Source organism: Lentibacillus sp. Marseille-P4043, assembly GCF_900258515.1.
GTDB lineage: Bacteria > Bacillota > Bacilli > Bacillales > Amphibacillaceae > Lentibacillus_C.
Window position 1 is genome coordinate 1,780,953 of record NZ_LT984884.1, and the last position, 15,150, is coordinate 1,796,102.

A 15,150-nucleotide genomic window follows, 5' to 3' on the forward strand; every position below is an offset into this window, starting at 1 on the left:
ATGCAAATCAATAAAGTCGCTGTGATTGGAGCAGGTACAATGGGAGCGCAAATCGCCATGGTATGTGCACTTAAAGGATATGATGTTCTACTTAATGACATCGAAGAATCAAGTCTGGCCAAGGCTAGAGAATCACTGGCAGGACATATGAATCGTCGAATCGAGAAAGGGAAGCTAACAGAACAGGAAGTGGAAGCAGCATTTGGCCGGATGTCTTTTGTTACGGATTTAAACGCCGTAAAAGAAGCCGATTTCGTTGTGGAGGCAATCGTGGAAAAATTGGATGTAAAACGGGAGCTATTTTCTAAACTGGATACACTCACAAACGATCATGCCATTTTGGCGACAAATAGTTCAACAATTGTCAGTTCAAAAATTGCCGATGCCACATCACGTCCAGCTAACGTATGTAATGTCCATTTTTTCAATCCGCCATTGGTCATGGAGTTGGTTGAAGTTGTGAAGGGACCACATACGTCAGATGAAACAGCTAAGACTGCTTTTGATTTCATTCAGACGTTAGGTAAAACGCCTGTGTTACTTAAAAAGGAAATTTCCGGATTTATTGCTAATCGTATTCTTGGCAAACTTACAGACGAAGCGGTTTTCTTATTGGAGAATGGCTATGCCACACATGAGGAAATTGATGTCGTTTGTAAGAAGGCGTTGAATCATCCAATCGGTCCATTTGCCTTAATGGATTTAACGGGGATTGATGTGAATTATTTTGTCAGGTCACAACGCTATCAAGAGACTGGGGACGAAGCGGATAAACCTGCAGCATTGATTCAAGAGAAGGTGGAAAAAGGCGAATTAGGACGGAAAACTGGCAAAGGATTCTATGAATATAGCAGCTAAGGTTAGGTGGTGAACAGGATGGAACATATAAGTGTAATCGGTGCTGGAACGATGGGGAGAGGAATTGCCTTTTCCTGTGCGGTTGCTGGTTTGTCTGTTGTTGTTCAGGATATTCAGGAACAAGGACTGACCGATGCCAAGGAATATCACAAGCGGCATTTTCAAAAACGTGTTGATCGGGGGAAATTAACCGAGGATCAAGCAGAACAGTTGAGTGGAAATATCACGTATACGCTGAGCCTTGAAGAAGCTGCATCCAAGGCAGATTTAATTGTGGAAGCAGTTCCGGAGATTCTGTCTTTAAAAATAGAGACGTTTAAAAAACTGGATGCATCTGCATCAGAACATACCATTTTGGCAACGAATACATCGACAATGAGTCCGACAGAGATTGCAGCACAAACAAGTCATCCTAATCAATGTATTGCCTTGCATTTTTTTAATCCGGTGCCAAAAATGAAATTAATTGAAGTGATTTGTGGACTGGAAACATCTGAAGAAACGATTAAACGTGCGTTTGCATTTGGTGAACAGATTGGTAAAGAATGCGTCAAAATTAATGAATTTCCCGGATTTGCCGTTAGTCGCATGAATTGTCTGATCGGTAATGAAGCAATGAACATGGTCATGGAAGGTGTCGGTTCCATTGAGGATATTGATAAGGCGATGAAGCTTGGACTAAATCATCCGATGGGGCCGTTGGAATTAGCTGATTTAGTTGGACTAGATGTACGACTGCGAAATATGGAGTACTTACATCAAACATTGGGCGAGAAATTTCGTCCTTGTCCACTTCTCGTAAAGTATGTAAAAGCGGGATACCTGGGTAAGAAAACAGGGCGGGGCTTTTATCACTATAAAGCGTAGGGAGGAACGATGATGGATTATCAATTCGATGAAGATATTTTATTTTTAAAAAAGAATGTTCGCGCTTTTGTGCAATCCGAGGTAGAAGAAGTTGCCATGGAGATTGAACGGGAGGATAAAATACCGGCTGCGATTATTGACATGTCGAAGGAAATGGGCCTGTTTGGGCTAAGCATCCCTGAGGAATACGGTGGACTCGGAATTGGGATGGTCGGAAAATGTGCTTTATATGAAGAAATTGGGGCAACCCATAATGGCTATACAACACTGATTGGTGCACATACAGGAATTGGAACTGTGGGCATTGTCGAGCTGGGGACGAAAGCACAAAAGGAAAAATACCTGCCGCCAATGGCAAGGGGTGACAAGATAGGGGCATTTGCGCTGACCGAACCAAGCGCTGGATCGAATGCTAGCAATCTAAAAACAACCGCTGTTAAAAAGGGCGATAAATATATTTTAAATGGCACCAAACATTACATTACCAATGCAACCGAAGCAGACGTATTCACTGTAATGGCCGTAACCGATCCGAGTAAAGGGGCAAAAGGAATTACCTCATTTATCGTAGAAAAAGATTTTCCAGGTTTTCGAGTTGGAGCTGTGGAACCGAAAATGGGATTAAAAGGCTCTCATTCAGCTGAACTTATTTTAGAAGATTGTGAGGTTCCGGTTGAAAATGTGTTAGGTGAAGAAGGAAAAGGCTATATTAATGCCTTGAAGATCCTGGCAAATGGTCGGGCTGGATTGGCGGCACGAAATTTAGGCTCTTGTCAAAAACTACTAGATTTATCAATGAATCAAGTGCTAGAGCGGGAACAATTTGGTGTACCGATCATGGAGCATCAAGCTGTTGCACATATGGTAGCTGAAATAGCAGTTGAAATCGAAGCGTTACGATCTTTCACATATCGGGTTGCTAGTATGGTTGACGAAGGAGAGAAAGTGATTAAAGAGGCAGCGATGCTCAAATTATATGGCTCAGAAGTATACAACCGGGTAGCTGATAAAGCAGTGCAAGTACATGGTGGAATTGGTTACATCGCTGATTTTCCAATTGAGCGATTTTACCGGGATGCACGAATCACGAGAATCTATGAAGGCACATCGGAAATCCAGAAGAATATTATTAGTGGTCAATTGAAAAAAGAGTACAGCTAGGGAGGGTTTTTAGATGCAAGAATCTGTAGTCATTGTCAGTGCTGTTCGTACGCCAATCGGAGCATATGGCGGATCATTTAAAAATGTGAGTTCAGGGCACTTAGCCTCGATTGCTACTGAAGAAGCGATCAATCGAAGCGGGATAGCTGCTGAGCAAGTGGATGAAGTCATCATGGGGGAAGTTCGCCAAACGACTGAATCTTCCAATGTTGCGCGTGTTGCCGCATTACGAGCGGGGGTTCCAGAAACAGCAACCGCCTACACGATCAACCGTTTGTGTGCATCCGGTATGCAGGCAGTCGCTTCGGCTGTACAGCAAATCGCGTTTGATCAAGCTGAAATTATTGTTGCAGGTGGAACCGAAAGTATGAGCAGGTCCCCAATTTACCTACGTAATGCTAGATTTGGCGGGGATAAACCAACGATGGTTGACGCTAATCTAGAAGCAGGACAACAACCAACAGAGATTTACGGGAGAAATCTTGGCATGGGTGTGACCGCGGAAAACGTTGCTGAAAAATATAATATTTCCCGGGAAGATCAAGATGCGTTTGCCCTGGAAAGTCAACGAAGAGCCCATCAAGCAATAACGGAAGGAAAATTCATAGATGAAATTGTTCCTATTCAAGTGAAGGAGCGGAAACGGACGTTTGTTGTGGAAACAGATGAGCATCCAAGACCAAATACATCGAAGGAAAAACTAGCGAAATTAAAACCGGCATTCAAGGAAAATGGTACCGTTACAGCTGGCAATGCTTGCGGTCGAAATGATGGTGCAACTGCATTGGTAATCATGAAGGAATCCAAGGCAAAAGAATTAGGGCTTCGACCAATTGCGCGGATTATCGACTGGGCGACTGCTGGAGTTTCCCCGAAAATCATGGGGATTGGTCCTATTCCAGCCGTCCGTAAGTTGTTAAACAAAACGGAAAAGTCACTTGCTGATATTGATCTGATCGAGCTAAATGAAGCATTCGCCTCCCAATCACTAGCGGTCATCCGTGAGCTTGGATTGGACCCGAAGAAAGTTAACGTAAATGGTGGAGCAATCGCATTAGGCCATCCAGTAGGGGCGAGTGGAGCACGAATCATGACCACCCTATTACATGAAATGAAAAAACGAAATAATCAAATTGGCGTTGCCACATTATGTGCCGGTGGTGGCCAAGGAATGGCAATAATGGTGGAACATATTTAGCGGGACATGGGGACAGGTTACTTGTCCCACCATTTATTTACAAATAGAACAAAACTACATTGGGAAAGGATGAACTGGGACATGGGGACAGGTTACTTGTCCCACCATTTATTTACAAATAGAGCAAAAACTACATTAGGGAAAGGATGAGTAGATGTGACCTATCAACATATCGAATTAGTAAGAAAGGAAAAACTGGCTTATATTATCATTAATCGACCAGAAATACGGAATGCCCTAAACCAAGAAACATTGGATGAGATGGTTCATGCACTTGAATCACTCGTACAAAATGAGGAAGTAGGCTGTATCATTTTTACTGGTAAAGGAAATAAATCGTTTGCTGCTGGAGCGGACATTAATCAATTGAAGGAAAAAACTGCAACTGACGCATTAAAGCAAGGCGGAATGCAACATGTGTATGACCTAATTGAGAGCTGTGAAAAGCCAACAATTGCGATGGTAAACGGCTATGCATTAGGTGGCGGATGTGAATTGGCTATGGCTTGTGATATTCGTGTTGCCTCAACAAATGCTAAGTTTGGTTTACCAGAATTGAATTTATCAATTATTCCTAGTGCAGGCGGTACACAACGGTTAGCAAGACTAGTAGGCAAAGGAAAAGCATTAGATATGATTTTAACAGGAAAGCTTCTTGATGCGAACGAAGCGACTCAATTTGGTTTGGTGTCGGAAGCAGTGGAACCGGAGCGGCTTGCTGAAACCGTGGAAGCGTATGCTAAGAAAATTTTAGCCAAGGGACCTTTAGCCGTAAAGCTTGCAAAACTATCGGTACACATGGGGACGGAGACGGATATGAAAACGGGCTTAATGCTGGAGAAGCTGTCACAAGCGGTACTCTTCAATTCTACTGATAAAAGTGAAGGGGTTGAAGCATTTTTAGAGAAGCGAGAAGCGGCATTTAGTGGAAAGTAGAGGTGGTGTACATTTGACTGAAGCTGATGTACGAGAAAGTTTTGAAGCAAGTGCGTTTTTTTCTCATATCGGATTTGAAATTGTTCATTTTCAAGAAGGCGATGTTCTGCTAAAACTTCCCATAACCGAACAGCTGCTTAATGCAAACGATACTTTACATGGCGGTGTTCATGCAACAATGCTTGATACGATAATCGGCATGACGATCAGGTCGATAACGAAAACGCGTTGTATGACTATTAATCTAAATGTGAACTATCTTTCGGCTATTGAGGATGGGGAGATATTTGCTCGCGGAAGAGTATTACAGCAAGGTTATCGTATTGTAACAGCAGAGGGGGAGTTGTTCGACAAGGATGAAAATATGTTAGCTAAAGGGGTTGGGACGTTTAAGTTGGTGAGGGATTGATCGGTGGCTAATACTTTTTAATGTTGTTGTAGACGCCCAGATAACAGATTATTGTAAAGAATGGTTTTAATAAATAGCTGTTTTTTAAAAGGTGGGACTGCGATTACTCGCCAAATTGAAAACATTTGTTGTTTTTGCATAATAGATATAAAATGCGCAGTAATTACCGCTACGGAAATACACTTCGCTTTCCGGGGGCGGCTGTTGAGCCTCCTCGTGCTAACGCACTGCGGGGTCTCACCGATGCCTTTCCTCCCCCAGGAGTCTCAGCGTATTTCCTCCGCTGGTATTACATTTACTACTATTAGCCGTAGTGGTAAGTGTTCTATAGGTATCCTACCACTTCACTAGTCCGGGTGAGTGAAGGGTGGTGACTCCTGCGGGAACAGCACGTGTCCGAAGACCCCGCAGAGTGGTTTTCTCGAGGAGGCTGAGGCCGTGCCCGCGGAAAGCATCCACCCGGAGCGATACCGGACGGCGGGAAATGCGCGTACTTATAGAAAAGAGGCCAGCAGTTACTTCGCAGTTTATATCAACTACGAAATTAACAAAACAATAAACATTATGAAAAGAGCCTAATAAATATTGATTAATTGCTAACAGCCGAGGGTAATAATAACCTTGGCTGTTTTATTGATGTTTTGTAATATAATTTGTACTAATTTACACGCTGAAACATGAATTTTCACATCATCGCATATCATTAATTATACCTGTTTAGCCTGTACACATCATCGTCACAATACGTGATGATTTTACAATAAAAACATGGGGGAGGAGAATGAAATGAAAAAATTTAGTTTGTTTTTATGTTTGCTTTTTTTCTTCGCAATTTTGTTAAGTGCTTGCAATGACAAAGGCGGGGGCGGAGATAGTGCTGACAAGACTGGGGGAGATGATGAACAACCTTTAAAGGGTGAGTTTATCACGATTCTTACTGGTGGTTCTTCAGGTGTTTATTATCCACTAGGGGGAGCGTTGGCGAAAATTTATCAAGAAATGGGCGCCAATGCGAATAGTCAATCAACTGCAGCATCTTCAGCGAATGCAACAACATTGAATCAAGGGAAAGCTGAGATCGGTTTTTCTATGGGGGATGCCGCTTCAGATGCATACAATGGGACCGATAGTTTTGAAGAACAAGGTGCACAGGAGAATTTACGCTCCATTGCATCACTATATCCAAACTATTTACAAATTGTTGCCACTAAAGAATCTGGCATTAAGACAGTAGAAGATTTAGAAGGGAAAAATGTCGCTGTTGGGGCTCCTGCTTCAGGCACTGAGATTAGTGCAAAACGCGTATTGGCTGCATATGACATGACGTATGACGATATTGATGAAGATTTTCTATCATTTGCCGAGGGTGTTGAAGGAATCCAAAACGGAACAATTGATGCTGTTGTTATTTCGTCTGGGCTTCCAAATGCTGGGGTGTTGGAACTTCAAACGAGTAAAGAGATTGTGATCGTAGAAATTGCAGAGGAGAAAGTCCTGAAAATGCAGGAGGATTACCCAGCATTCTTCCCGGCTACAGTAACAAAGGATGTGTATGATACAGATAGAGATGTACCAACTATTGGTGTTAACAATGTCTTGCTTACACATAAAGACGTGTCTGATGAGGTGGCATATGAAATGACAAAAGGGATATTTGAAAATCTTGATCAATTAAAAGATACGCATAATGCCGCAAAAGATATTGATATTGAAAAGGCGTTAGAAAATCTCCCGGCACCACTACATCCTGGTGCAAAAAAGTATTTCGATGAACAAGGTATTTCAGAATAAACTATCAGTAGAAGGTTATTTATGGTGAAAAAAATAGTGGTATGTTGCGGGTTCATAGTAGTCATAACCGGGATCTGGCTGGTTCCGGTTCAATCCGGTTTCCTTTTAACGAATATAGATGGTGAGTCCCTTCATTTTTATCCATGGGGGAAAACAGATGTAACGATTGGATGGAGGCATTCTGTTGAGTTAACACCCTGGAAAGAAACATATGCCGTAACAGATTCTGGAGAACTAACCTTTCAATCAACCACTTACAAGTCCTATGGTGCGGGAACTCCAGATACAAATGGGAAGGTGGAATTTCTTGAAAATGGTTTTGTTCGCGTTACCGGGATTAAAAGGACAATACCATATTATTCCTTATATTATGTACCGATATCGAACTATTACATTGAACATAAGGACAAGAAATATCCATTGTCACAGGTTGTTCCCGATTATACCAAAGTACAAATCCATTACGAAACGTTGAGCATATATGATTGGTTGCGCTTGAAGATAAAATTATTGTAGGGAGGGATGGACCAAATGAAGGAAGAGTCAGTAGAGCAAACCACCGATCTAACTGAAGATGAAAAAAAGAAACTGGTTGAGAAGTATGATTCTGAGTCAAGGTTTAGAAATCTAAATATACCATGGATGATTAGGCTTGTTACATTTCTATCCGTTGGTTTGGCATTATTTCATCTTATTACTTCTTTTACCGGCCCGTTAGTTACATTAAAACACCGAGCCTTGCACACAGGTGTGATTTTAGCGCTTGTCTTTTTGTTGTATCCTTCACGAAAAAAGGCACCACAAAGACGAGCATCTGTCATTGATATGTTAATGGCGTTGTTGTCTTTCGCTACGATTATTTACATTTTTGTTGATTACTTAGGCATTGTCAATCGTGCTGGTTTGCCTAACCTAAACGACCTGCTTTTTAGTATCCTTAGTGTGATTCTTGTGTTAGAGGGTGGACGTAGAGTTGTCGGTAACGGTTTGACAATATTGTCAGCTTTGTTTTTGCTTTACGCCTATTTTGGTCCGTACCTTCCACGAATTATTGCCCATCGAGGTTACAGTATTGAGGATATTGCAACCTATATGTATTTAACAACAGAGGGAATATTTGGGACTGCAATTGGGGTATCAGCAACATACATTTTCTTGTTTGTTTTATTTGGTGCATTTTTAAACCGGACAGGCATGGGGCAGTTATTTAATGATGCTGCGATGTCAATTTCCGGGCATACCTCGGGAGGACCAGCAAAAGTCGCGGTCATTTCAAGTGGTTTCCTAGGTTCTATTAACGGATCAGCAATCGCAAATGTGGTGACAACCGGTTCTTTTACCATTCCCTTAATGAAGCGGACAGGTTATTCGAAAAACTTTTCTGGAGCAGTGGAAGCGGCTGCATCTGTCGGTGGCCAGGTACTTCCGCCGGTAATGGGAGCGACTGCTTTTATAATGGCAGAAACTTTAGGAATGCCTTATGCAGAAATTGCCCTTGCAGCGATTCTTCCTGGGGTTCTCTATTACATGGGTGTCATCACGGTTGTACATCTACGGGCTAAAAAGCGAGGGCTAAAAGGTTTATCACGAGAAGAACTCCCAAAAATGAAGCAAGTCCTTAAAGAGCGGGGCCATTTGTTGATCCCATTGGCGATATTAATCTATATGTTATTTGGCGGCTTTACGCCAATTTACGCTGCGGCATGGGCGATTATTTCAACTGTCGTGATTGCCGCGTTTAGAGTTAAAACACGGTTAACTATCAAGAAAATTATTGGGGCATTAGAAGAGGGAACGCGTAGTGCGCTCGGTGTTGCCATGGCATGTGCAATGGTAGGAATAATTGTTGGTGTTGCATCGTTAACAGGCTTTGGACTAAAAATGACAACAGCAATTCTTATATTAGGGAATCATACATTGATATTAACATTGTTTTTTACCATGATTGCTTCCATTATTTTAGGTATGGGGATGCCTTCAATCCCAACATATATTATTACATCTTCTATGGCTGCACCTGCATTAATTCAGTTTGGTGTTGAACCATTTGTTTCGCATATGTTTGTGTTTTATTTTGGCATATTGGCAAACCTAACACCACCAGTTGCACTTGCTGCATTTGCAGGGGCAGGAATTTCCGGGGGTGATCCAAATCGAACGGGATTTATCTCATTAAAACTGGCAGCAGCTGGCATTTTAGTTCCCTACATTTTTGTTTATTCCCCCGAGCTGCTTATGCAAGGAACTAGTGTAGTTGGCATTATATGGGTAGCCATCACTGCCGCTCTAGGAATTATTGCCCTAGGAGCTGGGTTAGAGGGGTATTTAATGGGAACCATGTATTGGCTACTTAGAATTTTATCGATAGGCGGTGCGGTAACGTTAGTCATACCTGGATTGATTACGGACATGTTTGGTATTGGCTTGCTTATTGTCGTAATCATCGTACAGTTGTTTAATAAAAAACGTACGGTACTGGTAGAAGATAATGCGAGTGAATATAAGCTATCGTAATTCCTGAGTTTTTGTGTGTTAATTGGGAAAGAGATCCCACTCTAATGGTGTTCCTCCCAAGCCTTATCTATCTTATTGTTTACTAAATAAGTTTCCATATATAAGCAGTTTTTGATGCCGCCTATCAAATGCTGCTTTTTTATGAGCAAATTTAGTATCTGAGGTCACCGCATCACCCCCCAAACACTCCTCACAAAAAATTCCAGGAAACATTCCTTGTAAAACGCTTTCTTCTGTTTTATACTTTTACTAAATCGATTTACTAAACCGGTTTAGTTTATGAAAATAAATGTATGGATCAATTTTTTGATATAGGAGAAAGACAAATGAAAACGATTACGATTGCGGATGTGGCTGAACATGCCGGTGTTTCAAAAAGTACAGTGTCCCAGTATTTAAATCAACGTTACGATTACATGGGAGAAAAAACAAAGAAACGAATCGAACAAGCGATTGAAGAATTAGAATATAGCCCAAATATTATTGCCAGAAGCTTAAAGCAAAAATCGACGAGGACAATCGGCGTTATTGTGGCGAATATACTTCATGTGTTCTCAACGCAAGTAATACGGGCAATTGAGGACTTTTGTAATGAATCCAATTTCCACGTAATTGTTTGTAACGCTGATGATGATCCTTCTAAAGAAAAGCGGTATATCGATATGTTACGTGCAAAACAGGTGGACGGAATCATTGCTTTTCCAACAGGTGGAAATGTTGCCTTGTACAACGAATTAATAACGGATAATTACCCGGTCGTATTTATGGATCGTATTATTCCAGAAGTCGAGATTCCAACTATTTTGCTTGATAATGAAAAGGCTTCATCGTTGGCAGTAGATCAATTTATAGGAAATGGTTATCGGAAAATCGGGATGGTTTCCCCGCCGATTACTCCGTGGGTAACACCTAGGTTAGAACGAATTGATGGTTTTAAAAAAGCATTACAAGCACATGCCATTCCTTTTCAACCTAGCTATCTAATAAGCGGAAAAATAGGGGAACTTGGAGAAAAGATACATGAAATGCTAACGCAAAGCGATCCTCCAGAAGCACTTGTGGCCCTAAATGATCGTGTGTTATTTGAAATACTAACGTACACGAAAGAGCACCAGATAAACATACCAGAGGACTTAGCCTTAATTGGCATTGATGATGTTTCTTTTGCAGGTTTTTACAATCCAACATTAACAACCATTGCACAGCCGGCATTTCAGATGGGGAAGAAAGCCGCAGCATTGTTACTTAATCGAATAAAGGATAAAAATAGTGTGGATGATCAAAAGGTGTATCGCTTTGAACCAGAATTAATCAAACGCGAATCTTGTTAAAAATAGAGTAAAGGTGGAATTTATATGAAGAACATCATAGATACAGTAGCAAGTGAAGTGACAGGAGTTTTAAAACAAGTGGATGCTGATGAAGCAATTGATCTGGCAAAAAGAATTCAACGTGCTAGGCGGATTTTTGTCGCTGGAACAGGTAGATCAGGGTTAATCGGTAAAGTATTTGCTATGCGACTTATGCATAGTGGATTCCCAATTTACGTTGTTGGCGAAACCATCACACCGAGTATTGAAACTGGTGATTTGCTGTTGGTTATTTCAGGATCAGGAAGTACTGGAACGTTAAAACAATTTGCGATGAAAGCAAAAGAAATTGATGCGGATGTTGCTTTAGTGACAACGAATCCCGATTCTGCGATTGGACAAGTAAGTGATTGCTATGTGCGGATTCCCGCTGCAACAAAAAAACGTCTTGAGACAGAGCCAAAGACGATTCAACCGTTGGGAAGTCAATTTGATCAATCTGCACATTTGCTTTTGGATGCTATTGTTGTTTATCTTTTGCAGCATTCGGAAGGAAATGACAATTCAAGTTTAAATCAAAAACATGCAAATTTAGAATAAACAAGGGGCGGGTTACAATGACAACGATTGAAGTAATTAAGCAAAATAAAATTGTAGCGGTTATTCGTCATGCGAATGAACAAACGATTGTTCCGGTGCTTGAAGCTTTATCTGAAGGTGGCGTGCGGGTGGTTGAAATAACTGCTGAGACGTCAAATGTGGAAAAAGTGATTCGAACAGCAGTCAAGCATGGACCAGGTGATGTTTGTATTGGTGCAGGTACGGTACTGGATCCAGAAACAGCTAGAACAGTGATGCTGGCTGGTGCAACGTTTATTGTATCGCCAACATTAAATACAGACACATTGACCTTAACGAACCGCTACGACGTATTAAACATTCCTGGTGTTTTTTCACCAACGGAAATTGTGACGGCATATGAGCATGGGGCAAAAATGGTTAAAGTTTTCCCGGCAAATGCATTAGGGCCGAATTATATTAAAAATATTTTAGGACCGCTTCAACAAGTGCAAGCGATGGTAACTGGCGGAATCAATTTAGAAAATATGAATGACTACCTGAAAAATGGCAGTGTCGCAGTTGGAATTGGCAGTAGCCTTGTAAATGTAAACAAGCTCAAGACAGATGAAGATTACCGACTATTAACTGTTAAGGCACAAGAATATGTAGCCAAACTCAGCGAACTCAAAGCATAGTTTATTGCTGAAGAAGGGAGATTTATAATAATGGGGAAAATTAAATGCGCTTTCATTCTGTTGGTATTGGCATCTGTTGCTGTTATGACATCTTGTTCACAACAAGTCGATCCGGATGGGGATGGCAAGATTAAAATAATTGCTGCACATAACCAAACATCACCTGATAGTCCTTACCAAGCGGGGATGCTGAAATTTAAAGAGGTTGCGGAAGAAGAATCGAATGGATCAATTGAAGTCGAAGTTCATGCAGGTACGATCGGTACGGAAGAATCAGAGCTAGTGGAAAAACTTCAATTGGGTGCTGCCGATGTTGTTTTGGTATCACCAGGATTTATGACACAAACAGGGATAAGAGAAGTTGATTTATTTTCAGCCCCCTACCTCTTTGACAGTTATGATCATTGGTTACGCGTTGTTGATGGAAAAGTAGGGAAGGAAATGGGCACCGTTATAAATCAGAAGTCGGATAATTCTTTTAAACTATTGGGATATTGGACGGCTGGTGTTAGACATTTTTATGGAAAAAAACCACTTGAATCGATTGATGATTTAAAAGGGATATCTATTCGCACGCAAACATCTGGGGTAATAGGAGATTTTTGGGAAGCAACTGGAGCTATTCCATCCTCGATTTCATGGGGAGAACTTTATCAAGGATTACAGCAGGATGTTGTCGACTCATCAGAAAACGCTTACCCATTTTTTGTTCAGCAAGCACACCATACGACACCAAATGGAAAATATATTACGGAAACGGCACACGACTTTACAACTCGGTTTCTGTTAATAAATGGAAAGAAATTTGATAAGTATTCTAAGAAACATCAAGAGATTATTTTAGATGCAGCTGAGGAATCGGTCAAAGCAGAACGAGAAGCAACAAATAAACAAGAAGTGGAATATAAAGAAAAGGCAATTGAAGAGGGGGCCATCGTGAATGAGATTGATAGACAACCATTCATTGACATCGCCAAACCAATTCAAGATGACTTTGCAAAAGAAATTGGTGTAGAAGGAATGCTTGAAGATATCAGGGAACTAAAGTAACTAGGGAGGTTTAAGCCATCATGAAGCGTTTTGTAAACGCACTTGAAAAAGTGCAAATCACTGTGGGTTTATTGTTTTTATGCCTTTTCTTTTTGGTGATTCTATTGCAAATAGTAACAAGATATATGGGAATCTCGGTTATCTGGACAGAAGAAGTGGCAAATTATTCATTTATATGGGCTGTCTTTATGGGCGCCGCTGTTATGGTCAACCGTAGAGAACATTTTAATTTTGATTTATTACAAAGGAAATTAAAAGGAAAAGGGAAGGTATCGTTAAATATCTTCAATGACATCGTGCTTATTCTATTTAATATTGTTATTTTTCTATTAGGTATTCAAATTGTTAACGAATTCTGGAACTATACGTGGGCAACTATTCCGGAAATGAAGATGGGATATATCTGGATTGCAATCCCAATTATGGCGATAACGATGATTATTTATTCGGCAGCACATTTAATGCAGCACGTGAAGATGGTCACCGATAAGGAGGTAAGGGGCTAATGGGTTTTCTATTAATAGGACTATTCATCGTTTTAATGTTGATTGGTGTTCCCATTGCATTTGTAATTGGAATTGTTGCTTTAATAGGTATTTTTGGTATCCCGTACACACCAGAAGCAACCGTTGCAATGAAGATGGTAAACGGACTAGATTCGTTTGTGCTTTTGGCTGTACCGTTGTTCATTTTAGCTGCTAATTTGATGAACTCAGGGAAAATTTCTGAGAAGTTAATTGATCTTGCCTTGGCAATTGTTGGTCCGATCCGCGGTGGGTTAGCGCATGCAAATATTCTTGTATCGATGATGTTTGCAGGAGTGTCGGGAGCTTCGCAGGCCGATGCGGCAGGTGTTGGAAAAATTCTTATACCGAGCATGGTGAAAAAAGGATATGACAAAGAGACTGCTGTCGCCGTTACAGCTGCATCGTCAACAATTGGCGTTGTCATTCCACCTAGTATTCCGATGATTATCTTTGCTGGATTGACGAATGCCTCCATCGGTGCATTATTTCTTGGCGGAATTATCCCAGGCATTTTAATTGGGGTTGGGATGATGGTTTTCGTATATATTATTGCGGTGAAGCGAAATTATCCAAAAGCAGCTAGACCGGAATTTAAAAAATTTGCCAAGTTGTTTGTGGAATCGATTCCAGCTTTATTAACACCAATTATTATTATTGGCGGTATCATTTCCGGATTTTTTACAGCGACAGAGGCTGCAGCGGTAGCATCGTTGTATACGTTTTTGATTAGTATGTTCTACTATAAAACATTGAAAGTGAAAGATTTACCGAAAATATTGATGGACACGCTGGCTTTAAGTTCGCTTTCCTTGTTTGCGCTCGCAACAGCAAGTGCATTGGGTGAATTAATGAGCTATTATCAGCTTGGAACGATTGCACAAGAATTTTTTGCTAATCACGTTGGTGCAGAATGGTTATTCCTTGTTATTTTGATTGCATTCTTCCTTTTTGTTGGAACATTTATGGATGCGATTCCAGCGATGATTTTATTTGTACCAATTATTTTGCCAACTGCATTGGAATTTGGCATTGATCCGATCCATCTTGGTCTAGTTGTAGTTATGACATTAGCTATCGGACTTGCAACACCACCATATGGGTTAGTGTTATTACTATCAGCTAAAATTGGAAATCTATCAATTGAAAGATCCTTTAAAGCAGTGCTGCCATATCTTGCTATTATTTTGGTAGTATTGGTGTTTATAACATTTCTACCGGATCTTGCCTTTTCAATACCAAGATGGATTAATCCTGATTTGTTTTAGACCTGGTA

General features: G+C 40.8%; 15 protein-coding genes. All 15 read left to right on the plus strand.

Features of this window, described 5'->3' with window-relative positions; genetic code table 11:
* The 15 genes from C8270_RS08695 to C8270_RS08770 all read left to right on the plus strand — a co-directional run bounded on the left by C8270_RS08695 (position 1) and on the right by C8270_RS08770 (position 15,142).
* Positions 1-858 (plus strand): 3-hydroxyacyl-CoA dehydrogenase family protein, encoded by an 858-nt coding sequence (locus tag C8270_RS08695; protein ID WP_106496452.1) that lies wholly within the window; start codon positions 1-3, stop codon positions 856-858.
* Between the two features lie 18 nt (positions 859-876).
* Entirely contained in the window at positions 877-1,725 is an 849-nt protein-coding gene (locus C8270_RS08700) for a 3-hydroxyacyl-CoA dehydrogenase family protein (RefSeq protein WP_106496453.1), read from the plus strand.
* Between the two features lie 12 nt (positions 1,726-1,737).
* Positions 1,738-2,886, plus strand: a complete 1,149-nt coding sequence (locus tag C8270_RS08705) for an acyl-CoA dehydrogenase family protein (protein ID WP_106496454.1) — start codon at positions 1,738-1,740, stop codon at positions 2,884-2,886.
* Between the two features lie 13 nt (positions 2,887-2,899).
* On the plus strand, positions 2,900-4,084 hold the full coding sequence (locus C8270_RS08710) for a thiolase family protein (protein ID WP_106496455.1): 1,185 nt from the start codon (positions 2,900-2,902) through the stop codon (positions 4,082-4,084).
* A gap of 156 nt (positions 4,085-4,240) precedes the next feature.
* Entirely contained in the window at positions 4,241-5,020 is a 780-nt protein-coding gene (locus tag C8270_RS08715; protein ID WP_106496456.1) for an enoyl-CoA hydratase/isomerase family protein, read from the plus strand.
* A 13-nt stretch (positions 5,021-5,033) separates the two neighbouring features.
* The gene (locus tag C8270_RS08720) at positions 5,034-5,429 is read left to right on the plus strand and encodes a PaaI family thioesterase (RefSeq protein ID WP_106496457.1); all 396 of its coding nucleotides are present in this window, start codon (positions 5,034-5,036) and stop codon (positions 5,427-5,429) included.
* Positions 5,430-6,215: 786 nt separating this feature from the next.
* Positions 6,216-7,220 carry a TAXI family TRAP transporter solute-binding subunit gene (locus tag C8270_RS08730; protein WP_158701672.1) on the plus strand — a complete coding sequence of 335 codons (1,005 nt, stop codon included), beginning with the start codon at positions 6,216-6,218 and terminating at the stop codon, positions 7,218-7,220.
* 21 nt (positions 7,221-7,241) lie between these two features.
* Positions 7,242-7,736, plus strand: a complete 495-nt coding sequence (locus C8270_RS08735) for a DUF1850 domain-containing protein (RefSeq protein WP_106496459.1) — start codon at positions 7,242-7,244, stop codon at positions 7,734-7,736.
* Positions 7,737-7,751: 15 nt separating this feature from the next.
* The gene (locus tag C8270_RS08740; protein WP_106496460.1) at positions 7,752-9,734 is read left to right on the plus strand and encodes a TRAP transporter permease; all 1,983 of its coding nucleotides are present in this window, start codon (positions 7,752-7,754) and stop codon (positions 9,732-9,734) included.
* A 326-nt stretch (positions 9,735-10,060) separates the two neighbouring features.
* Complete coding sequence (locus C8270_RS08745) at positions 10,061-11,065, plus strand: LacI family DNA-binding transcriptional regulator (RefSeq protein WP_106496461.1); 1,005 nt, start codon at positions 10,061-10,063, stop codon at positions 11,063-11,065.
* A gap of 24 nt (positions 11,066-11,089) precedes the next feature.
* Complete coding sequence (gene hxlB / locus C8270_RS08750) at positions 11,090-11,644, plus strand: 6-phospho-3-hexuloisomerase (protein ID WP_106496462.1); 555 nt, start codon at positions 11,090-11,092, stop codon at positions 11,642-11,644.
* Between the two features lie 17 nt (positions 11,645-11,661).
* Positions 11,662-12,300, plus strand: a complete 639-nt coding sequence (locus C8270_RS08755; RefSeq protein WP_106496463.1) for a bifunctional 4-hydroxy-2-oxoglutarate aldolase/2-dehydro-3-deoxy-phosphogluconate aldolase — start codon at positions 11,662-11,664, stop codon at positions 12,298-12,300.
* Between the two features lie 30 nt (positions 12,301-12,330).
* On the plus strand, positions 12,331-13,350 hold the full coding sequence (locus C8270_RS08760) for a TRAP transporter substrate-binding protein (RefSeq protein WP_106496464.1): 1,020 nt from the start codon (positions 12,331-12,333) through the stop codon (positions 13,348-13,350).
* Between the two features lie 20 nt (positions 13,351-13,370).
* Entirely contained in the window at positions 13,371-13,856 is a 486-nt protein-coding gene (locus tag C8270_RS08765; protein ID WP_106496465.1) for a TRAP transporter small permease, read from the plus strand.
* Positions 13,856-15,142 carry a TRAP transporter large permease gene (locus tag C8270_RS08770; protein ID WP_106496466.1) on the plus strand — a complete coding sequence of 429 codons (1,287 nt, stop codon included), beginning with the start codon at positions 13,856-13,858 and terminating at the stop codon, positions 15,140-15,142. Before C8270_RS08765 ends, C8270_RS08770 begins: the two co-directional genes overlap by 1 nt.
* Positions 15,143-15,150: the final 8 nt, after the last annotated feature.

Coding starts and splice junctions, on each gene's coding strand:
- C8270_RS08700 (WP_106496453.1), top strand. CDS start 877: ATGGAACATATAAGTGTAATCGGTGCTGGAACGATGGGGAGAGGAATT.
- C8270_RS08755 (WP_106496463.1), top strand. CDS start 11,662: ATGACAACGATTGAAGTAATTAAGCAAAATAAAATTGTAGCGGTTATT.
- C8270_RS08770 (WP_106496466.1), top strand. CDS start 13,856: ATGGGTTTTCTATTAATAGGACTATTCATCGTTTTAATGTTGATTGGT.
- C8270_RS08705 (WP_106496454.1), top strand. CDS start 1,738: ATGGATTATCAATTCGATGAAGATATTTTATTTTTAAAAAAGAATGTT.
- C8270_RS08760 (WP_106496464.1), top strand. CDS start 12,331: ATGGGGAAAATTAAATGCGCTTTCATTCTGTTGGTATTGGCATCTGTT.
- C8270_RS08765 (WP_106496465.1), top strand. CDS start 13,371: ATGAAGCGTTTTGTAAACGCACTTGAAAAAGTGCAAATCACTGTGGGT.
- C8270_RS08735 (WP_106496459.1), top strand. CDS start 7,242: ATGGTGAAAAAAATAGTGGTATGTTGCGGGTTCATAGTAGTCATAACC.
- C8270_RS08740 (WP_106496460.1), top strand. CDS start 7,752: ATGAAGGAAGAGTCAGTAGAGCAAACCACCGATCTAACTGAAGATGAA.
- C8270_RS08745 (WP_106496461.1), top strand. CDS start 10,061: ATGAAAACGATTACGATTGCGGATGTGGCTGAACATGCCGGTGTTTCA.
- C8270_RS08695 (WP_106496452.1), top strand. CDS start 1: ATGCAAATCAATAAAGTCGCTGTGATTGGAGCAGGTACAATGGGAGCG.
- C8270_RS08710 (WP_106496455.1), top strand. CDS start 2,900: ATGCAAGAATCTGTAGTCATTGTCAGTGCTGTTCGTACGCCAATCGGA.
- hxlB (WP_106496462.1), top strand. CDS start 11,090: ATGAAGAACATCATAGATACAGTAGCAAGTGAAGTGACAGGAGTTTTA.
- C8270_RS08730 (WP_158701672.1), top strand. CDS start 6,216: ATGAAAAAATTTAGTTTGTTTTTATGTTTGCTTTTTTTCTTCGCAATT.